Source organism: Ruegeria sp. BE10, assembly GCF_056538905.1.
This window is the reverse complement of sequence record NZ_JBQFTX010000001.1, coordinates 849,356-868,294: the sequence shown is the minus strand read 5'-3', so window position 1 is coordinate 868,294 and position 18,939 is coordinate 849,356. Positions and strand designations below refer to the sequence as shown.

Here is an 18,939-nt window from a genome sequence, read left to right as displayed (position 1 = left end):
CCTTATCAGGAGAACCACAATTGACGCGATACCTGACCATTCATCAGTTCAAGACCCGGATTGCTCTCCCAGCCTTCCAGCAGGTTGCTGATACCTTCGACACCGTCATTGAACATTGGACAGATCAGGCCGCCTTCGTCGCGGACCATCATACCCATCTGCGCATACAGCTCTTTGCGTTTTGCAGGATCCAACTCGGCGCGCGCTTGGAAGAGCAGTGCGTCAAATTCAGGAACCTTGTAGCGTGTATCATTCCAATCCGACGTGGACAGGTATGTAGTCGCGTACATCTGATCCTGAACTGGGCGTCCGCTCCAGTACGAGGCGCAGAAGGGCTGAACATTCCAGACTTCGTTCCAGTAGCCGTCACCAGGTTCGCGCTTGATCTCAAGGTTGATGCCCGCCTGAGCTGCCGATTGTTGGAATAAGGCGGCTGCATCTACTGCGCCCGGGAAGGCTACATCCGACGTCCGTAGGATGATTGGTGATCCGTCGTGGCCGGAATTCTTGTAGTGTTCGGCTGCTTTCTCAAGGTCGAACTCGCGCTGAGGCAGAGAGTCGTCGAATAGTGGGTAGGCAGCATTGATCGGCATGTCGTTCCCGACTGAACCATAACCACGCAGGATTTTGTCGACCATTTCCTCGCGGTTGATCGCGTATTTCAGCGCCAGTCGCAGTTCATTGTTGTCGAACGGCGCAGTATCGCAATGCATGATGAACACATAGTGGCCACGTCCGGGGGTTGAGTGAACGGTCAGATTTGGTGCACGCCCCAACAGATCGGCAACTTTTGGTTCGACCCTGTTGATAATCTGGACTTGCCCTGACTGCAGTGCCGCGGTGCGCGCGGTAGCATCGTTGATGACGATGTTCTCAACGGTGTCGAAATATCCATCGTCGTTCCAGTAATTCGCAAATTTGGTGAACAGGTGCCGTACACCGGGTTCGTTTACTTCCACCTGATACGGACCGGTTCCGATTCCGGCGCCGGGGTCATCCATGCCGCCATCTGGTTGAATAACAAGATGATAATCCGCCAGCAGATAGGGAAGGTCGGCGTTTGGTTCAGTCAAGGTGACTTGGAAATTGTTGCCATCAGCTTTCATGGACTCGATGCCCTTCATGATGCCGAGAGCACCAGACTTCGATTCTTCGTTCGAGTGGCGTTCCATGGTCTTAAGTACATCTTCGCTGGTCAGGGTCTTGCCGTTGTGGAACTCAACACCTTCCCGCAGCTTGAAGGTCCAGACCTTGGCATCGGCGCTGCCTTCGACGCTTTCTGCGAGACGCGGTTCGATAGACCCATCCGCCGCAACTTCAACCAGGCCATCGCCGAAGTGACGACCGTTCATATATGGCACTGTGCTTGCATAAGTTGCCGGGTCCAGAGAATTGGTCGACTCGCCACCTTGAAGGCCGAGCTTCAAATCTCCGCCTTTTTTCGGGCCCGCCGCACGCGCGGCATCTGCAAACATGGTGCTTGCCACCGCTGCGGTGACACCCAGAGCCGCCGCTTTCCCCATGAATTCGCGGCGGGTCAGCTTGCCCGCTGTGACCTGCTTGGTCATGTGAGTGAGTTGTTCGTTCATTCAAAGATCTCCCAGTTGATTGGATTACTAGCCCTTTGCGGGCTTTTTATTGACGCATGAGTCAAAGTAGGCGCATTTCGGTCAGCCGAGCAAGGGTAAATGTCTGACTCAATCCGGCGAATGATTTATATTTGATCGCGTGAAATGGTATCCTCCACCTGCTTTGTTGATAGCAAGCATTCACCATCAAAGGCATTCATTTCTGCCAAGGGGTAGAATGTCGGTTCTTCTTCCTGCATTTCGCAAGACGTCCCTGTTCTCAAATCGATACCAATCCGACTGATTTCCTGCCTGCGGCGGCATTATTCATGGCTTTGATTGCCCCGAACATTTCCCAGACCGAGCAGCGCCACCAATTGTTGTCTAGCGCTTGGCGGGTGTAAACTTCTCTTATCAGGTCTTCACTGCTGTCATTGACGCGCATATCAAACGAATGTGACCACAGCCGTGTTTCGCGAACCTCAAAGGGGCCAGCGTATCCCACATCGAGACGCCGTCGCGTTTCTCAATAAGCAGAATGCCAAAAATGGCGGGGGCAGAGGTTTTCAGAGCATCCGAGGGGCGGGACACGCGGGCCGACCGGCGACAATCATCGCGCAAACTAATGCCAACGTTGGAAAGGTCTTGCATGTTTTGTAGCGCGTTTAAGGGCGGCGTCATTCGGATATTGTCCGGGTGTTTTATAACCCGAGCAGTCCGAAAACCGTCAAATCATGAGCGGATCGCGACAAGCAAGTCCATCACGTTTGTTCCGGTCGGACCCGTCACCAGCAAGGCGCCCACGCGATCCAGATAGCTGCCGCTGTCTGCCTGTTGTAACGCCAACTCGGCGCCGTCGCCCCAAGTGGTGCCGTCGACGACAGCTCCGGCGGCTTGCGTCGGCCCGTCTGTGCCGTCGGTGCCGCCGACTACCACCGTGATTCCGTCGGACCCTGCAATCTTGCGCGCGAGTGCCAGTGCCAGCGCCTGATTGCGCCCGCCGCGCCCCGGATTGTCGGGTAGTACGACGGTTGGTTCACCGCCGAAGATCAATGCCCCTTTGGGCATGGTGCGGATACGTTCGCCAAGCGCTTCGGCAATTTTCAGGAAATCATCGTGCAGGCATTCTTCGTTGGCGTGTACCGGGATGCCGTCGTCATTTGCCAATTCAGCAGCGGCTGCGCGGGCGTGGGCGTTTGAAGCCACGATTTGAGTCGTCGCCGCAAAATCAACCTTACCCGGCAGCGCTCCGATGCCCGACCCGACAACATTCAGATCATCGCCCGGTACATCCGAAATCGCCAGAACGGTCGCCCTGTCGCCCTGGAAATGGGACAGCAATCCGCCCCCTTTGATCCGCGACAGCTTGCGCCGTTCCGCATTCATCGTGGTGATGTCCAGCCCTTCGGACAGCAGTTTTTTGTTTAGCTGTTCCAGATCATCCAGTGTCTTACCCGGCAGCAAATCCTCGGCCAGCGAGGATGCCCCGCCCGAAACCAGCAACAACAGATGCGAGCCCGGCTTCATTTCCTCAACCGCCTCGCGCAATGCCTGACCACCCTGAAGGCTGCGCGCGTCCGGAACGGGGTGCGAGGCTTCGATCACAGTCACATAACCCGGCAGATCACGCCCGTGGTCATCCTTGGTGACAACCAGTGTCGGGCGCGGGCCGAAATGCTCAAGGGCCGCACGAGCCATGGACGCGGCGGGTTTGCCGACCGCCAATATGTGATCGGGTTCGGGGACGTCCTGCAAAACCTTGGTAGTTGCTACGTGGCCACCCACAGCATCGACTCCGGCCTGCCAGATGCGAATTGCCTGTTCTTTCCTGTCCATCAGCTTTCCATCCAAATCGTGACGGGCCCGTCATTGACCAGTTCCACGGCCATATCAGCACCGAATTGTCCGGTCTCTACCGGCACACCATGCGCCTGCAACCGCTGGGCAAAGACCTCATACAAATGTTTGCCGACATCCGGTGCGGCGGCTTCGGAAAATCCCGGCCTGTTCCCGCGAGAGGTATCGGCCGCCAGCGTGAACTGGCTGATCACCAGCGCGGACCCTTCGATATCTTTCACGGACCTGTTCATTTTTCCGGCTTCATCCTTGAAGATGCGCAGCTTGGAGACCTTAGCGGCAAGCTGATCTGCCTTGGCTTCATCGTCGCCTTGTATGGCACAGATCAAAATCATCAACCCCGGTCCGGTCTGACCGATCACCTGACCGTCGACCGAGACGTTGGCACGTGAAACTCGTTGTAGAACAGCGCGCAAATTTGTTCTCCGCTTGGTGTGCTTGTCATCCGACCCAGTTTACGATCTCACTCAGATCGGCGCGGTCGGTGCGAAAGCCGTTGGCGGGATGATCTGTATCCGCATAGCCAAAGGAAATCGCGCATAAAATCAACCGGTCTTCCGGGATATCGAAGTACCTGCGCAGGAACGGGCTGTAGGTAGCCAGTGCTGCCTGCGGGATTGTGGCGATACCAAGCGCCTGCGCGGCCAGTGAAAATGCGGTGATGAACCCGCCGCAATCCAGCGCGCCATAGGTACCAAGCTCAGCCGGGCTTGTGACGATGGCGCAATGGGGTGCCCCGAAAAGAGAGAAATTCTGCATCATCTGCCGGGCCGAAGCAGTGCGGTCACCGCGCTCAACCCCGACAGCCTCGTACAAAGCCCAACCACAGGTTCGACGGCGATCTTGGTATACACCGGAATAAGAGGTTGGAAAGGGAATGTCGGGGCAGGGGGTGCCCGTTGCGGCCTCGGCCTGAATTGCCGTGCGAAACCGGTCTGTTTCTGCGCCGCTGGTGATAGTGACGTGCCAGGGTTGAGCGTTGCACCAGCTAGGCACACGCGCGGCGCTGTTCAGGATTTGTTTGATTTGATCCTTGGGCACCGGATCGGGGCGAAAGGCCCGGCAGGAATACCGCGAGGCCAGCAACCGGTTCAGATCGGATAGTGTCACTCTGGCCTCTCCCCTTAGGCGTCGACGCCGTGGAGGATGGCGTCACGCAGCGGGAAGTTCAAGCGCTAACATCGACTGATTTCTTGGCTTGCCGACAGCTCTATCATTGTTGGCCGGTTGCCATAAGATACCCGACGCCTGCCGCCACAAGCAGACCCAGTACAACGGCAATGGTGATCTTGATAGCGGACCAGGGGCGTTCTCCCTGAACGCGGCCCGTGCGTCCGTTCACGACGAACCGATAGGTCTGCCCACGGTATTTGTAGGCCGCCATCCAGACCGGCAGCAGGATATGCTTGAAGGTCACGTTTCGCACATCGGTGTCAATCGCGTGTATCCGCTGACGGTCGCCACCGATATCAAAGCGCACGTCGCGTTCGATCACCCGCGCCATGTACCCGCGGGCCTCGGTGTAACCCTCCTGCAGTTCCACGGTGTAGGCCTCGGCCCGAAAGCCGGCCAGATATTCTGGCTGATAAGGTTCCAACGCCGGCAGGTCCCAGGGCTCCAATGCGTCGGTATAGCTTTTGGGCAAAGACTGTGATGCCAACACCAACACGTCGTCAAAGAATCGCGCGACCCGCCCGGATTTCGGAGACCACCGCACCTTGGGAACTTGCTGTTGTACGCGCTTTCCGTCGCGCATAACTGTGCGGGTCTCGTAATAAACAACGCCCCGCTCACCGCGGTAGTTGGACGTGGTGTCCGCATCAAAGGTCCAATACGGCACATAGATGCCCTGCATTTTGCGACCTTTGCGGGCATATTCTTTCAACCCGTTGGGCGCGAACCAGAGCCGTCCCAGCCAATCCCCCATCGCCTTGTGCGCCGTGCGTTCATCCAGCGCAAAGGGCAGTACACCGCGCGGTTTGATATGCCGGTTGACGCCGGTATCCGTTACTACGGGCGTCGCGCAGAACGGGCATTCGGCGGCATGGGTGGCGGGGTCGAACTCGACCTGAGCCGCGCAATTGGGGCAGGACAGAACACGCGTTTCCTCGATCTCGCTGTCCGGAAGCTGTTCTGCGATGGCGGCGTTGAAATCCAGTTCTTTCAAACTGGCACCGCCCCAGGGGCCTGCGCCAATCGCTTCGGAATGCCCGCAATGGTCACAGGTCAGGCTGCCGTCGCCGGGGTTGAATCGGTAGTCTGAGCCGCATTGCTCGCAGGGAAATCTGTGTTCTTCGTTCATCGTGTAGCCTTATTCTTACGCCGGTGACTGGCGCATTAGGCTCCAGGCGGTGGCGGCGGCAGGATGGTGAACAGCTGCGCCAGTTCCTGCACGTCTCCGGCCTTTTTCCAACCGTCCTGACCGGCGGTCCAGACATGGGTGTCGCGGGTGATCTCTCCGTCAGTTGCCATGCGTCCCATCTTGGCTTTCGAGAACGGCCCACTGGTCTGCCCGCCCACCGCGATATGCCACACATGTTCGACCGGAGGTGGAGGTGGCGGTGCGGCATGTGCTGCCGGTTGCGGTGCAGCGGGGGCGGAACTGCCCCACGGGCCGCTGGGTTGACCCGCTGCCATGTTCGACATTTGTTGGGCCATCGCCATTCCCATACCCATGCCAAGCCCGGCGCCCATGCCGCCGCCTTGACCGGGGTTGTTGGCCGCGGCTGTCATCGCCTCGGCGGCGGAATACTGAGTGAATTTGCCAAGATCGCCCGCCAACCCCATTGAGGTCCGTTTGTCCAGGGCCGCCTCAACTGCAGGCGGAAGTGAGATGTTTTCGATGTAGAATTCCGGCATCTCCAGACCGTAGCCATCCAGCACTGGGGAAACCTCGGCTGCAATCAGCTTGCCCAGATCGGCGGTGTTTGCGGCCATGTCCAGAACCGGAATGCCTGATCCGGCGATCACTCGGCTGAATTCCTGCACGATGATGTTGCGGATCTGAAAGCTGATCTCATCCATCGTGAATTCACCGTCGGTGCCAACGATCTCGATCAGGAACTTCGCGGCATCCTTTACCCGTACTGTATAAGTACCAAAAGCCCGGATGCGCGTCGGGCCGAATTCGGGATCCCGCAGCATGATCGGGTTCTTGGTGCCCCATTTCAGGTCATTGAACCGTGTCGTATTGACGAAATAGATCTCGGACTTGAAGGGCGACTGAAAGCCATGATCCCAGTGCTGCAAGGTCGTCATGATCGGCATATTGTTGGTCTCAAGCATATAGAGACCCGGCGTGAACACATCCGCCAACTGCCCTTCATGCACGAACACGGCGGCTTGACCTTCGCGCACCGTCAGCTTAGCGCCGTACTTGATTTCATGGCCCTCACGCTCGAACCGCCAGACCATCGTATCTCGGGTGTCGTCGACCCAGTGAATGACATCAATAAATTCTCCGGTCAGAAAATCGAAAATACCCATTTGGGGTCTCCTTTCCTTGGGCTCAGAGCTGCTGGCCCATCAATTCGCGTGCAATGATCCGCACCACGGGGCGGGCGTCATCCGCCGTCACCCCGGGCTGAAGGCGCGGGTCGTAAAGCATGGTCAGTAGTTTTTCGTCATGGCTGGTCAGCAGCGCAAACTCATCATCGTCGTTGAAAATCGAAGGCCGCGCTGCGGGGCTGTCGTTTGGAAGGCCAAGTCCCTGCGCAATTTCTTCATGGATGCAACTCAACCGCAGCAGATTGGGTAGTTCTGCACGTATGTAAGCTACGGCACGGATTACGGTATTGGTGTCCTCTTGGCCGGAAAACGTAAAGACAAAACAATAAAACGGCCGGTCCAGCGTCCTCAGCAAATTCAACCTGTCGTCAGGGATACCCGGAACAAGTGATTTTAATCTATCCTGAGCGTAAGCCACGTCGTCCTGACCTGCTATGAAAACAAGAAAGTTCCCGTCACCATTTACACTTCGAACGTTGTGCCCGGTCGTTTTTTGCAGCCGTTTGGCATAGTTTTGAATGGTTTGCCGATCAGCATCGCGGCTTTCCATAGAAACGCTCGGACCAAACTCAGTCCTGATGCGGATCGGGCTCTTCCAGCGATTTAACTTAATCTCGCTCGGGCCGCTGACAAATGCGGCGGATTTGCCGGAGTGTTCGTTGATGAAAGCAATTTTGCCAAAATTGCGAGCTAAATCATCAGCGTCATACGGTGTGTCAGGGCCTCCTCCGTCTGTTCGCAGCAAACCGCGGGTCAGCAGATCTCGCTCGACCCGCTGATAGAACCGGGCCAGGTCCTGACTGGCAGCGGATGGGGGGACATAGGCATTGGCAGCAGGCGCCAGTGCCTCTGGGCGCGGTTGCGGAACGACAGAGGATGTCAGCGTTTCATCGCAATTGGCCAGAGCCAATAGCAATAGAAAGCCCATGACCGGCTTCAGATATCCCGAAAACCGCACCCTTCGCCCGCCGTCAGCCCGGTACTGCCGTACCGGCATTGTCGCCAATACCATCCTTGCGGGCTTTGGCCGCGGCCAGCGTATCGCGCAGTTCGGCCTCCATCTTCTGAAGCTCTTGCTCAGCGGCGGCACGCTTGGCCTTGCCCTCGTCGGCAATGGCCAGACTTTCATTGATGGTGCCGATCAGGTCGGCATTGGCTTGTTTGACCGCTTCGATATCGAACACGCCGCGTTCCATTTCCTCGCGGATCATCTTGTTCGATTCACGCAAGTTCGCAGCATTCGAAGTCAGCAATTCGTTGGTCAGGTCATTTGCATCGCGCACGGCCGAGGCGGCCTCGGCGCTGCGTTGGATGGTCACGGCTTGGGCCAGCTGGGTTTCCCACAGTGGTACAGTATTAACCAGCGTCGAGTTGATCTTGGTCACCAACGACTTGTCGTTCTCCTGAACCAACCGGATCGAGGGCAACGATTGCATTGTCACCTGCCGCGTCAGTTTCAAGTCATGCACGCGGCGTTCCAGATCGTCCCGCGCAGCGCGCATGTCGCGCAGCTCCTGCGCTTTCATCACTTGTTGATCCTCGGGCGCAGCCTGAACCTCAGCCTCTTTTTCAGGGATATCCTGGCTGTCCAGTTCAGTCAGCTTTTCCTCGCCCGCCGCGATATAAAGCGCCAGCTCATCGTAAAACCCAAGGGTCTTTTCATACAGCAAGTCCAGTGACTTGATATCTTTCAACAGCGTGTGTTCATGACCCAGCAAGTCGTCAGTGATCCTGTCGATCTGGCTCTGAACTTCTTCGTATTGTGCGGTAAACTTGGCGAAGGGCGCAGCTTTGCCGATCAGCTTTTCCCACCAGCTGCGTTCACGGCGCACATCCAGTTCACTAACCGAAAAGCCCCGGATCGAGGTGACGATATCGCGCAGGCTGTCGCCAGCGGGCCCCACATCCTTGTTGCGCACATCTGCCAGCATGGCCTGACTGATTTCCTGCAATTCCGCCTGAGCGGACGAACCGAATGATACGATCGAATTCGTGTTGCTCATATCCAGCTCGTCCATGCGTTTGCGGATTTCAGCGCCGACAGGGTCGTCTGCGTCTTCCAGCGAGATGACTTCGGCCGTGGGTTCAGGCAACGCAACGGCGGTCACTTCCTGTACCAGCGTTTCTGCTTCGACCGCCTTGTTCTTGATCTCATCGGACATGGGGTAATCCTTTCTCAAAAAATGGGCCGGTTAGTCCAACCGGACGCCTTCGCGCTGCAGCCGTTCGCGCAACACGTCAATTTCAACCGTCAGATCACTGCGGTCATCCAATAGCATCTTGCGGGTGCGGGCCGCGAAATTCTGTTCCAGATCGTCCAGCAGGGACGAATAGTCAGCCAATGCCTGCGCATCCCGCGTGCGGGCATAGACATCGGCAAACTTCACGGTCGCATCACGGGCACCCTGCAGGTAGACAGTCAGGTATTTGCGGGCACCGGCCAAATCGCGCGGGTCTTCTTCGACCGTGCGAAACAGATCGCGGGCGGTGTCCTGAAACCGTTCGACGCGCGCCTCGATCCGGCGGTCGCCCGCACGTTTGATGGCATCGGTCATCTCTGTCAGATGGGTTTCGGCATCTTCAACCACACGGGCCACGCGGTCTTGCTGAAAGGTATCGATCCCTTCCATGCCCTTGTCTTTCATCGGGTCCAGACCGAAGGACAGGGAATGCAGGACCGTTGCTACCACCCCGAACAGGATCGGGGCCAGCAGGCTGGCCTGAGCAGCAGTTTCGGCATCCAGGTATTCCGTCCGGTACGCGGCCACAGCGACACCAATACCGGTCAACACGCTAGCGAAAATCTTGCGTGGAAAGGCCGGGCGTCGCGCGGTGCGACGTGTGTTAAATTCGGCCTCGGCGCGCAACCCTTCGCGCAACAGAAAGGCAGCGGCGGTCAGCAGGCCAGCGGCGATCAGCCCGATCGTCATCCCGACTGCACCGTCGTTTAGCGACAGAAACACCAGAGGAATGGCAGGCAGAAACAGGATATTGGCCCGTGCGCCCGCCGGTTCGACACGCGCGCCATGAAATTGCCCGCGCTGCGGTTGGTCGTCGTCAGAGCTGCCGCCTTCGGGGCTGAAATTTCCGCCATACCGCTTAGCCATGCGCTACAGGCCCCCCAGCACGCCGGTGCAAACACCAAACATCAGCACAAGAAGGGCCGCATAGGCCAGTTTTTGCACTCCGGTCCCTGACATGGCGTTCCCCCGTGGAATAACTTACGGAAAATTTAGGCGATACGTGGGCTTGGCGCTAGGGGGAAGGTTGCTAAACCCGCGTCACTTGCGAGATTTCTTGCCGACCGGCGGTCGTTTTCGTTGCGGACGAGCAGGGCGTTTGGGTTTGGTTTCGGGCTCAGCGTCCAGCCCCAGTTGGTCGCGCATAACGCGGCGGCGGATCTCTTCAACCTCGCCGGGTTTCAGACTGCCCAGCTGGAACGGTCCGTAAGATACCCGTAGCAGGCGGTTCACGGCATAGCCGATATCCTCCATTGCGCGGCGAATCTCACGGTTCTTGCCTTCGCGCAGGCCGATGGTCAGCCATGCGTTTGCGCCTTGCTGGCGGTCCAGAGACACGTCCATCGGCAGAAAGCGTTCTCCGTCGATCACAAGCCCCCTGCGCAGCGGTGCAAAGTCTTCGTCCTTGGGGCGGCCATTCACACGAACGCGGTATTTGCGCAGCCAACCGGTCGAAGGCAGCTCAAGCTTGCGTTTGATGCCGCCGTCATTGGTCAGCAGCAGCAACCCTTCGGAATTCAGGTCCAGCCGCCCCACGCTCATGACGCGGGGCATGTCCTCGGGCAGGTTGTCGAAAATGGTGGCGCGGCCTTTTTCGTCGCGGGTCGTTGTCACCAGACCGGACGGCTTGTGATACAGCCACAGACGCGAGGGTTCAGGTTCCGACACAGGTTTGCCGTCGACGACGATCTTGTCTTTGGCGGTCACGTTTAGGGCTGGGCTATCAATAAGCTTGCCATTCACTGCCACGCGGCCAGCTTCGATCATGCGTTCCGCTTCACGGCGCGAGGCAACGCCCGCGCGGGCCAGCACTTTGGCGATCCGGTCGCCGGGAGGAGGGGTTTTTGTCATCCGCAGCCCATAGCGCATCCCGCCCGCTTGCGAAAGACAGGTTTCTGATGCAGTCAGAGGCATGACGTTCAAATCACATATGGATAAGGCGTTGGTCGAGGCGCGCGCTGCGGCAGATCGCGGAGAGGTTCCGGTTGGGGCTGTAATTGTCGCGCCTGACGGCCGGATCGTGGCTGCGGCGGGCAACCGAACACGCGAAATGAACGACCCCACTGCCCATGCCGAGATTCTGGCCCTGCGCACAGCCTGTGCCGAGGCCGGGTCTGAACGGCTGCCGGATCATGACCTTTACGTCACGCTGGAACCCTGCGCCATGTGCGCGGCAGCTTTGGCCGCGGCGCGTATCCGGCGCATTTATTATGGGGCTGCCGATCCGAAATCTGGCGGTGTGGCCCATGGCGCGCGGGTTTTCACCCACACACAGGCGCACCATGTCCCCGAGATTTACGACGGCATCGCAGCCCAAGAAGCCGCCGATCTTCTGAGAGCCTTCTTCGCTGCACGCCGTGATATTAAAGAGTGATAGGTTTCATCAACTCAGGTTCGATCACGTCCACCCCCGGCAACCCATCAATCAGCGCCTGAGCAGACTGTTCCAGAATTGGGAAAGTTTTGTAGTGACAGGGAATCACCGTCTTGAAGTTGAAATACCGTCTGGCCGCATAGGCCGTGCCCTTCATGTCCATGGTGAAATGTCCGCCTGCTGACAGGATGCCGATGTCGGGTTTGTAGTAATCGCCCATCCACTCCATATCCGCCATGATGTCGGTGTCCCCTGACACGTAAAGCATGTGATCTTCCGAGGCGATCATGAAGCCGACCTCGCTGCCTCCGGTCCGCAGGCCGTCCGGCGTTGAAAAGGTCGAGCTGTGCGAGGCAGGCACCATGGATACCTTGACCCCGTTCAAATCCACTGTGCCGCCTTTGTTGAAGCCGACGGTTTCCAGCCCTTCGGTCTCGCTCCAATACCCCATCAGGTCGTATTGGCCGACCACGGGAACCTTCAGATGCTTGGCCAGCGACACCACGTCTGCGACGTGATCGAAATGTGTGTGCGTCAGCAGAATGTGCGTCGCACCATCCAGCGCATTGTCATGGTGGTCCTCGGACAACACCGGGTTACCGGTCAGCCACGGGTCGATCAACAGCACCTGCCCGCCGGTTTCAATACGGAAACTGCCGTGGCCCAGCCAGATGATATTCATTGAAAAAATCCTCCTGATCATACTGTTGGCATCAACCTAGCATCGGCTATGTAAAAGTGCATGGACTGGTTTCAGGAAATTGACGGCTATTGTGAGCGTCTGTCGCCCGCCTATTGGGCCGAGCCGATCAACGCTGTGACAAACGCGGCGTTTCTGATCGCGGCGTTTGTTATGTGGCGGCGCGTTCAGGGGCGGGGGATGCCGCTGGCAATGGCGCTTGTAGTCATTCTGGCCACCATCGGTGTTGGCAGTTTTCTGTTCCATACCCATGCGCAGACCTGGGCGGCCATGGCGGATGTCGTGCCGATCCTGCTGTACATTCTGGTCTATACCTTTGCCATCAACCGGGATGTCTGGCGGTTTAGACCGATGATCGCGGCAATCTTGACGGCCCTGTTCATACCTTACGCGGCGCTGACCGTGCCCGTGTTCCAACTTGTTCCGGGACTGGGCGGATCAGCGGCTTACGCTCCGGTTCCGCTGCTGATCCTGATTTATGCATTCCTGCTGCGCAATCGGGCGCCGGATACAGCGCAGGGACTGGCCATCGGGGCGGTGATCCTTATCGTCTCGATTGCATTTCGGGCGCTCGATGACCCCATTTGTGCGCAGGTGCCGCTGGGCACGCATTTCATGTGGCACATCCTGAACGCCACCATGCTGGGATGGATGATCGAGGTCTATCGTAGGCATCTGGCGCGCGTGTCTCAGACCTGAAACGCGGCGGCCAGATGTTCCGGGAGGTTAAATTCGGACAGCACCCGCGTCCGTCCGTCGCCTGACATCTTGCGCGCGGTTTTCTCCACAATGCGTTGAATTTTCTCGGCCGAGTGTTTTTCCGCGAAAGGCGCGAAATACCACTTGAGGAAAACGAAACAGATGACGTCTTCTAGCGCCTGAACCTCGTCATCGCGCTTGATGCCCTGTTTGCGCAGCATGCGACCGGCGGATTCGGCCTCGTCTTTGCTGTATCCAGCTTGCTCCATCAGCCCCATGACAATCTCGGCGTGATGTTCAGCCTGTGCCTTGCGCCAGGTCAGGTATCCGGTTCGGCCTTCGGGGTATTCGCTACGAGCCAGCTTCCAGCGTTCCACATGCTGACCGCGTGCCGCGATCTGCAATGGGTCCGACGCGTCTGGAAACAGCCGGTCCAACTCGGCGCTCATCCTCTGGCCGTATAGCAGGGCAGCGGGTTGGCCATCTTCGATTGTGGGGTCTTGCCTGTTGGCCGCATCTATTGCGTCCAGAACCGCTTGCTTGCGTGCGCTCATCTTCCGCTCCGTTGGGTTTTGCCGGATTTACGATGCAATCCGACCGGTTAGTTCGCACCATCGTAGCGGTTGGTTTCATCGGATGCAGCAGTCAATTGCACCCTGGCCGGGCCAGTCGGGGGGATTCTGGCCCGGCGGCAAAAGGCACCTTATTTGCCGACTTTGGCGCTATCCTGTGTCACCGTCTCGGGCGAGGGGGTCGGGAACGAGACGTCGGGGATCAGGGTTTGCGTCGTAGGGCCGAAGGCCATGGCGGGGGTGCTCAGAATGGTTGCGGTCAAAAGGGCTGCGGTAATGAAGGTTTTCATTTTCTTTCTCCGGTTTCTGGCTGTGCCATGGATCATGAGGTGAACAGTTTGGTTCACTTTTTCAAGGCGAAAACTGAACTAATTGGTTTACTTTTGCGTATACTGGTTATTCAGTTTTGAATGGCTGGACGCGCCCACGACGGAAACAGGGTCACATCCGCTCTTCGGCGGACTTGCGACCCGGGCATCAGACGGGTAAATGCCCCCTAACGCATATGAGGTTTTCCGATGTCGATTGACCAAAGCACCGCCGCCAAGGTGGCCAAACTGGCCCGGATCAAGGTTGAGGATGACGCGCTGCCCGCGCTGGCATCCGAGTTCAACACAATCCTTGGGTTCATCGAGCAACTGAATGAGGTCGATGTCGAAGGCGTCGAGCCGATGGTCTCGGTCGAGCCGATGCGCCTTAAACGTCGCGAGGATGTGGTCACCGACGGCAATCAGCAGGCCAAGGTTCTGGCCAATGCCCCCGACGCACGCGAAGGCTTTTTCGCAGTCCCCAAAGTGGTGGAGTAAGACATGAGCGATCTGAACAAACTTGGCCTGGCCGAGGCCCGCGACGCGCTGCGTAAGGGTGATGTGACCTCGGTCGAGCTGACCGAATCCTGCCTTAAGGCTATTGATGACGCGGACGCGCTGAACGCTTTTGTCCATAAAACGCCCGAGATTGCGTTGGAACGCGCCAAAGCGGCGGATGAGCGGATCAAGGGTGGCGACGCGCCGTCAATGTGTGGTCTACCGATTGGTATCAAGGACCTGTTCTGCACCAAGGGCGTGCCTTCGCAGGCCGCGTCAAAGATTCTGGATGGCTTCAAGCCTGAATACGAATCCACCGTGTCGCAGCAACTGGCCGATGCGGGTACCGTGATGCTGGGCAAGCTGAACATGGACGAATTCGCCATGGGTTCGTCCAACGAAACCTCGGTTTATGGCAACGCGGTAAGCCCCTGGCGCCGTGGTAATGATGACGCGCAGCTGACACCAGGTGGCTCGTCGGGTGGGTCCGCTTCGGCTGTTGCAGCCGACCTGTGCCTGGCCGCAACAGGCACCGATACAGGCGGCTCGATTCGTCAGCCTGCCGCCTTTGTTGGCATCACCGGTATCAAGCCGACTTATGGTCGTTGTTCGCGCTGGGGTATCGTGGCCTTTGCATCCTCGCTGGATCAGGCCGGTCCGATGACCAAGAACGTACGTGATGCGGCGATCATGTTGGAAACCATGTGCGGTCACGACGCCAAGGATTCGACAAGCGCCGAATTGGCCGTTCCGAATTTCGAGGCGATGCTGACGGGTGACATCAAAGGCAAGAAAATCGGTATCCCAAAAGAGTACCGCATGGATGGCATGCCCGCCGAGATCGAAAAGCTGTGGTCTGAAGGGGCCGAAATGCTGAAAGCGGCAGGGGCCGAGATCGTCGATATCTCGCTGCCGCACACCAAATACGCGCTGCCTGCGTACTACGTGATCGCACCGGCTGAGGCCTCGTCGAACCTCGCGCGCTATGACGGTGTCCGCTATGGCCGCCGCGCGCAGTTGGCGCAGGGCGACGGCATCACCGAGATGTACGAAAAGACCCGCGCCGAAGGGTTTGGTCACGAAGTGCAGCGCCGCGTCATGGTCGGTACATATGTGCTGTCCGCAGGTTTCTACGACGCTTACTACAATCGCGCGCGTCGCGTCCGCACCCTGATCAAGAAAGACTTCGAAGATGTCTTTGCCGCAGGTGTCGACGCGATCCTGACCCCGGCAACGCCGTCGGCCGCTTTCGGCCTGGGTGAAATGACCGAGGCGGACCCGGTTCAGATGTATCTGAACGACGTCTTTACGGTGACAGTGAACCTGGCCGGTCTGCCGGGCATCTCTGTGCCTGCCGGTCTGGACAAACAGGGCCTGCCGCTGGGTCTGCAGCTGATTGGTCGCCCGTGGGAAGAGGGCGATCTGCTCAACACGGCCTATGCGCTGGAAAACGCCGCCGGGTTTGTGGCCAAGCCTGGCAAATGGTGGTAATCCTCAAGTCAGGCAAGACAACGCAATACGGAGCAGCTGGATGCGCTTTACGCTTCTGATCCCCGCAATCGGGTTCGTGGCCGCCTGTAATACGGTGGCCCCGATAGGTGGCACGGATTTCAACACCCCCACCTATCAGGCACAGCGAGAGGCGCAGTTGGTGGGGCAGGGATATACTGGTAACCCGCTGCTTGGCCCTCCAGACGTGTCAGAACAGCAGCTGGGCGCGCCTGGCACAGTAGCCCCGTTGCCAACCGGCGAAAATGCCGACATCGCTTCGGCGACCGCGGCTGCGCTGGCTGGCACCTCAGGACAAGGCGCGATCACTCCGGCACCGTCGCCCGTCGAAGACCCCATCAGCAACGCGATTTCCGATGAGCAGGATTTTGGAGCGGTCTCTGACCGTCGCACCATCGAATCCGACGCCGCATTGATCGAACAGAACCGCCAGACCTATGAGGTGGTCGCGCCCACCGCCGTTCCGGAACGTGGAACGGATGGTCAGCCCAATATCGTGCAATACGCGCTGAACACATCGAACCCAGTCGGGACCCAGCTATACAGCCGTGCAGGTCTGAACCTGCAAGCCAAGGCGCAGCGCAATTGCGCCCGCTTTCCATCCCCGGATCAAGCTCAGATTGAGTTCCTGTCCAACGGTGGACCGCAACGCGACCGCAAGGGACTTGACCCGGATGGCGATGGTTATGCCTGTGGCTGGGACCCCAGCCCGTTCCGCAGTGCCGTCAATAACTGAGCCACTGACGCCTAACTGGCACCCGTCCCCTAACTTTGGCGAACGCAGGGATGGGCTGACCCCGTCGCTGATCGTGCTGCACTATACCGCGATGGACAGCGCAACCGAGGCGCTGCACCGGCTGTGCGACCCTGCCCATGAAGTATCCGCGCATTACCTGATCGGTGGGGATGGTACACTCTGGCAGATGGTGCGCGAGGAGGATCGGGCCTGGCATGCCGGGGCGGGTGAGTGGCATGGCCAGAGCGATATCAATTCCCGTTCGATCGGAATTGAACTGGACAACACCGGCGCGCACCCTTTTTCCGAGCTGCAGTTGGACGTTTTGGAAACCCTGTTACACCAGATCATGAACCGGTGGGCTATCCCCCCTGAACATGTAATTGGCCATTCCGACATGGCACCGGGCCGTAAGTCCGATCCCGGTCCGCGCTTCCCTTGGCAGCGACTGGAACACATGGCCCTTGCCGGAAAGCGCTCTCAACACGACCCTGGCAAAACCCCTTTAAATACGTTCAATGCGTTGGCGCGCGCAGCAGGTTACTCGGCGGAGACGGACCATGACACGCTTCTGGCCGCGGTACGCCTCAGATATCGTCCATGGGGTGACGGCCCGTTGGAACCAGCTGACCTTATACCCTTGATCAAGAAAACCTGATCGGCACTTGACGCCGCCGTACCCAAAGCATACCCACACCCCGCGCGGAGGGACGGATGGCCGCTGGGGCGTATGCCCGAGAGGAAAGTCCGGACTCCACAAGACAACGGTGCCGGGTAACGCCCGGGCGGGGCAACCCGACGGAAAGCGCCACAGAAATCAGACCGCCGCACCATTGCAGAGGTTCGCCTCAGGCAATACGCGGTAAGGGTGAAACGGTGGGGTAAGAGCCCACCGCGCCGCTGGCAACAGCGGCGGCACGGCAAGCCCCACCGGGAGCAATGCCAAATAGGGTCCTCGCGCGGGCCGGTCGGCGTCAGCCGATACCGCCGCTAAGCGCGTCTTGGCCGAGAGGGACCGGGTTGGCAGCTTGAGCCGCGCAGCAATGCACGGCCTAGAGGAATGGTCATCGAAGGGGGTAACCCTGGAACAAGATCCGGCTTACAGGCCCTCCGCGCGTAGATCCCGATTAACGGCCCGGCGCCTTGTAGGCCCCGGTCAGTTTTGCGGCTTTTTTGGTCACAGCGACAAAGTCCTTTGCCTTCCATGCGCGCACGGTTTCAACTTTTGACACCGCGCCTGATGCTGCAACGGCCATGCCTATAGCAACTGCATCCGTGCTTTCCGGCAATTCGCTGACAACCACCACGTCATTGTCGCCAGAGGTCATGTAAAACGCCACCAGCTTACCGCCGGCTTTTTTCAGCAATGCCCTGACCGCGCCCGAACGGTCCACGGGTTTCTTGAGCATTCCCTTAACGCCTTCCGGCGAATAGGACGCGTAGGTGATAAAAATAGGCATGACTACCTCCTGTCAAAAAAGTTAATGCAGAACCCGAAATTTGGCCGGTCCTTCAGCCCTTATGAACGTTTCAGCCTGTCGCGATCTATGAGATTGCGATCAGCCAAACGCCCACGACGATCAACGCAACACCAGTGAGCGGAACGAACCACCGCACCCGCGGCATCAGCTTTTCCAACGCGACATAAACGGCAATGCCCACAATCCAATAAAGGTTCATCACTCCGCCCACGAACAGCAGCAACATCAACGCCCAGCAACATCCCAGGCAAAACGCACCATGCAGCGCGCCGGTACGAAACGCGCCATAGGCACCGGGCCTGTTGTGGTCGGCCAGGAATTGGGCGGGGCTGCGGCAGTGGCGCAAACAGGCGTTTTTCAGGCTGGACAACTGGTACAAACCGGCAGCGGTCAGCACGCATCCTGCAAAAAATTTTGAATGGATCGTCATCATCGGCCCATCGGACAGTCCGACGCTTTCCATCGCCCATTGCGCCCCGGTTGCAATGATGCTGAACACCGCCCAGGCAACCAGATAGCCCGTCAAAAAAAGCAGGCTGAGACGCGACGCCCGCAACTTGTCCGGCCCCATTCGTTTGATCGCCGTATACAACAGAACGGTGGGGGCAGCGCTGGGGGTCATCATGGCAATCATCATGACCCACCACATCAGGAAAATCAGAACGGCGTAGATCGGTGTCCAGCGTGTTTCTGTCGCCATACTCATCGGCTCGCCAATCGGGCCAGCCATTCGGGTCATGTCGATGGCGGACATGTTCATACCGATGCCCGCAATCGTGTACCAGGACGCGCCCAGAATGATCAGCAGAACGCAGAACACAACGATGCCGCTGTCGCGCCGCAGCACCCGATCTACGACTCCGGGACGGGGAGGGGACGTGCTCATGTTA

The 18,939-nt window shown here is 58.5% G+C and carries 20 protein-coding genes, 1 other RNA gene and 1 pseudogene; 7 read left to right on the top strand and 15 right to left on the bottom strand.

The window, feature by feature from the left end:
* Positions 1-5: 5 nt before the first annotated feature.
* The 10 genes and pseudogenes from ACR0M2_RS04330 to ACR0M2_RS04285 all read right to left on the bottom strand — a co-directional run.
* Entirely contained in the window at positions 6-1,589 is a 1,584-nt protein-coding gene (locus ACR0M2_RS04330; RefSeq protein WP_170395526.1) for an ABC transporter substrate-binding protein, read from the bottom strand.
* A gap of 711 nt (positions 1,590-2,300) precedes the next feature.
* Entirely contained in the window at positions 2,301-3,404 is a 1,104-nt protein-coding gene (locus ACR0M2_RS04325; protein ID WP_480704118.1) for a glycerate kinase type-2 family protein, read from the bottom strand.
* Positions 3,404-3,841 carry a D-aminoacyl-tRNA deacylase gene (dtd, locus tag ACR0M2_RS04320; RefSeq protein ID WP_480704117.1) on the bottom strand — a complete coding sequence of 146 codons (438 nt, stop codon included), beginning with the start codon at positions 3,839-3,841 and terminating at the stop codon, positions 3,404-3,406. Before dtd ends, ACR0M2_RS04325 begins: the two co-directional genes overlap by 1 nt.
* 25 nt (positions 3,842-3,866) lie before the next feature.
* A complete protein-coding gene (locus ACR0M2_RS04315) occupies positions 3,867-4,535 on the bottom strand; it encodes a nitroreductase (RefSeq protein ID WP_170347933.1) in 669 nt (222 codons plus the stop codon).
* Between the two features lie 103 nt (positions 4,536-4,638).
* A complete protein-coding gene (locus ACR0M2_RS04310; RefSeq protein WP_170360425.1) occupies positions 4,639-5,727 on the bottom strand; it encodes a TFIIB-type zinc finger domain-containing protein in 1,089 nt (362 codons plus the stop codon).
* Between the two features lie 35 nt (positions 5,728-5,762).
* Complete coding sequence (locus ACR0M2_RS04305) at positions 5,763-6,911, bottom strand: SPFH domain-containing protein (protein ID WP_480704116.1); 1,149 nt, start codon at positions 6,909-6,911, stop codon at positions 5,763-5,765.
* A 22-nt stretch (positions 6,912-6,933) separates the two neighbouring features.
* Positions 6,934-7,929, bottom strand: a complete 996-nt coding sequence (locus tag ACR0M2_RS04300; RefSeq protein ID WP_480704115.1) for a DUF2927 domain-containing protein — start codon at positions 7,927-7,929, stop codon at positions 6,934-6,936.
* A complete protein-coding gene (locus ACR0M2_RS04295; protein WP_170347936.1) occupies positions 7,904-9,094 on the bottom strand; it encodes a toxic anion resistance protein in 1,191 nt (396 codons plus the stop codon). Before ACR0M2_RS04295 ends, ACR0M2_RS04300 begins: the two co-directional genes overlap by 26 nt.
* Before the next feature lie 30 nt (positions 9,095-9,124).
* A complete protein-coding gene (locus ACR0M2_RS04290) occupies positions 9,125-10,039 on the bottom strand; it encodes a 5-bromo-4-chloroindolyl phosphate hydrolysis family protein (protein ID WP_170347937.1) in 915 nt (304 codons plus the stop codon).
* Positions 10,040-10,216: 177 nt separating this feature from the next.
* A pseudogene (locus ACR0M2_RS04285) lies at positions 10,217-11,023 on the bottom strand (pseudouridine synthase); the annotation flags it as partial.
* Between the two features lie 61 nt (positions 11,024-11,084).
* Between ACR0M2_RS04285 and ACR0M2_RS04280 the strand changes: the two are divergent.
* A complete protein-coding gene (locus ACR0M2_RS04280; RefSeq protein WP_170347939.1) occupies positions 11,085-11,546 on the top strand; it encodes a nucleoside deaminase in 462 nt (153 codons plus the stop codon).
* Here the strand turns inward: ACR0M2_RS04280 and ACR0M2_RS04275 are convergent.
* Positions 11,536-12,228, bottom strand: coding sequence for a metal-dependent hydrolase (locus ACR0M2_RS04275; RefSeq protein WP_170516530.1), 693 nt, complete (start codon positions 12,226-12,228; stop codon positions 11,536-11,538). The two genes, ACR0M2_RS04280 and ACR0M2_RS04275, sit on opposite strands and share 11 nt — an antisense overlap.
* A gap of 60 nt (positions 12,229-12,288) precedes the next feature.
* Here ACR0M2_RS04275 and ACR0M2_RS04270 point away from each other — a divergent pair, with 60 nt between their 5' ends.
* Positions 12,289-12,945 carry a ceramidase domain-containing protein gene (locus tag ACR0M2_RS04270; protein ID WP_480704114.1) on the top strand — a complete coding sequence of 219 codons (657 nt, stop codon included), beginning with the start codon at positions 12,289-12,291 and terminating at the stop codon, positions 12,943-12,945.
* Here the strand turns inward: ACR0M2_RS04270 and ACR0M2_RS04265 are convergent.
* Both ACR0M2_RS04265 and ACR0M2_RS04260 read right to left on the bottom strand, forming a co-directional pair.
* Positions 12,936-13,499, bottom strand: coding sequence for a DUF4202 domain-containing protein (locus tag ACR0M2_RS04265; protein ID WP_480646070.1), 564 nt, complete (start codon positions 13,497-13,499; stop codon positions 12,936-12,938). The two genes, ACR0M2_RS04270 and ACR0M2_RS04265, sit on opposite strands and share 10 nt — an antisense overlap.
* 149 nt (positions 13,500-13,648) lie before the next feature.
* Positions 13,649-13,807 carry a hypothetical protein gene (locus ACR0M2_RS04260; RefSeq protein ID WP_170360410.1) on the bottom strand — a complete coding sequence of 53 codons (159 nt, stop codon included), beginning with the start codon at positions 13,805-13,807 and terminating at the stop codon, positions 13,649-13,651.
* 228 nt (positions 13,808-14,035) lie between these two features.
* Here ACR0M2_RS04260 and gatC point away from each other — a divergent pair, with 228 nt between their 5' ends.
* From gatC to rnpB, 5 genes are all read left to right on the top strand, one after another.
* Positions 14,036-14,323, top strand: coding sequence for an Asp-tRNA(Asn)/Glu-tRNA(Gln) amidotransferase subunit GatC (gene gatC, locus ACR0M2_RS04255; protein ID WP_058280141.1), 288 nt, complete (start codon positions 14,036-14,038; stop codon positions 14,321-14,323).
* Between the two features lie 3 nt (positions 14,324-14,326).
* Positions 14,327-15,814, top strand: a complete 1,488-nt coding sequence (gene gatA, locus ACR0M2_RS04250; protein ID WP_480704113.1) for an Asp-tRNA(Asn)/Glu-tRNA(Gln) amidotransferase subunit GatA — start codon at positions 14,327-14,329, stop codon at positions 15,812-15,814.
* Positions 15,815-15,854: 40 nt separating this feature from the next.
* Positions 15,855-16,568, top strand: a complete 714-nt coding sequence (locus ACR0M2_RS04245) for a hypothetical protein (RefSeq protein WP_480704112.1) — start codon at positions 15,855-15,857, stop codon at positions 16,566-16,568.
* Positions 16,525-17,226 (top strand): N-acetylmuramoyl-L-alanine amidase, encoded by a 702-nt coding sequence (locus ACR0M2_RS04240; protein ID WP_480704111.1) that lies wholly within the window; start codon positions 16,525-16,527, stop codon positions 17,224-17,226. Before ACR0M2_RS04245 ends, ACR0M2_RS04240 begins: the two co-directional genes overlap by 44 nt.
* A 44-nt stretch (positions 17,227-17,270) precedes the next feature.
* An RNA gene (rnpB, locus tag ACR0M2_RS04235) (RNase P RNA component class A) lies at positions 17,271-17,686 on the top strand.
* A gap of 9 nt (positions 17,687-17,695) precedes the next feature.
* Here the strand turns inward: rnpB and ACR0M2_RS04230 are convergent.
* Positions 17,696-18,028, bottom strand: coding sequence for a GYD domain-containing protein (locus ACR0M2_RS04230; protein WP_170347947.1), 333 nt, complete (start codon positions 18,026-18,028; stop codon positions 17,696-17,698).
* Between the two features lie 85 nt (positions 18,029-18,113).
* Positions 18,114-18,935 carry a DUF2182 domain-containing protein gene (locus ACR0M2_RS04225; protein WP_480704110.1) on the bottom strand — a complete coding sequence of 274 codons (822 nt, stop codon included), beginning with the start codon at positions 18,933-18,935 and terminating at the stop codon, positions 18,114-18,116.
* Between the last annotated feature and the right edge of the window lie 4 nt (positions 18,936-18,939).

Coding starts and splice junctions, on each gene's coding strand:
- ACR0M2_RS04225 (WP_480704110.1), bottom strand. CDS start 18,935: ATGAGCACGTCCCCTCCCCGTCCCGGAGTCGTAGATCGGGTGCTGCGG.
- ACR0M2_RS04280 (WP_170347939.1), top strand. CDS start 11,085: ATGACGTTCAAATCACATATGGATAAGGCGTTGGTCGAGGCGCGCGCT.
- ACR0M2_RS04300 (WP_480704115.1), bottom strand. CDS start 7,929: ATGCCGGTACGGCAGTACCGGGCTGACGGCGGGCGAAGGGTGCGGTTT.
- ACR0M2_RS04245 (WP_480704112.1), top strand. CDS start 15,855: ATGCGCTTTACGCTTCTGATCCCCGCAATCGGGTTCGTGGCCGCCTGT.
- ACR0M2_RS04260 (WP_170360410.1), bottom strand. CDS start 13,807: ATGAAAACCTTCATTACCGCAGCCCTTTTGACCGCAACCATTCTGAGC.
- ACR0M2_RS04270 (WP_480704114.1), top strand. CDS start 12,289: ATGGACTGGTTTCAGGAAATTGACGGCTATTGTGAGCGTCTGTCGCCC.
- ACR0M2_RS04295 (WP_170347936.1), bottom strand. CDS start 9,094: ATGTCCGATGAGATCAAGAACAAGGCGGTCGAAGCAGAAACGCTGGTA.
- ACR0M2_RS04265 (WP_480646070.1), bottom strand. CDS start 13,499: ATGAGCGCACGCAAGCAAGCGGTTCTGGACGCAATAGATGCGGCCAAC.
- ACR0M2_RS04330 (WP_170395526.1), bottom strand. CDS start 1,589: ATGAACGAACAACTCACTCACATGACCAAGCAGGTCACAGCGGGCAAG.
- ACR0M2_RS04230 (WP_170347947.1), bottom strand. CDS start 18,028: ATGCCTATTTTTATCACCTACGCGTCCTATTCGCCGGAAGGCGTTAAG.
- ACR0M2_RS04310 (WP_170360425.1), bottom strand. CDS start 5,727: ATGAACGAAGAACACAGATTTCCCTGCGAGCAATGCGGCTCAGACTAC.
- gatA (WP_480704113.1), top strand. CDS start 14,327: ATGAGCGATCTGAACAAACTTGGCCTGGCCGAGGCCCGCGACGCGCTG.
- ACR0M2_RS04325 (WP_480704118.1), bottom strand. CDS start 3,404: ATGGACAGGAAAGAACAGGCAATTCGCATCTGGCAGGCCGGAGTCGAT.
- ACR0M2_RS04305 (WP_480704116.1), bottom strand. CDS start 6,911: ATGGGTATTTTCGATTTTCTGACCGGAGAATTTATTGATGTCATTCAC.
- ACR0M2_RS04290 (WP_170347937.1), bottom strand. CDS start 10,039: ATGGCTAAGCGGTATGGCGGAAATTTCAGCCCCGAAGGCGGCAGCTCT.
- gatC (WP_058280141.1), top strand. CDS start 14,036: ATGTCGATTGACCAAAGCACCGCCGCCAAGGTGGCCAAACTGGCCCGG.
- ACR0M2_RS04275 (WP_170516530.1), bottom strand. CDS start 12,228: ATGAATATCATCTGGCTGGGCCACGGCAGTTTCCGTATTGAAACCGGC.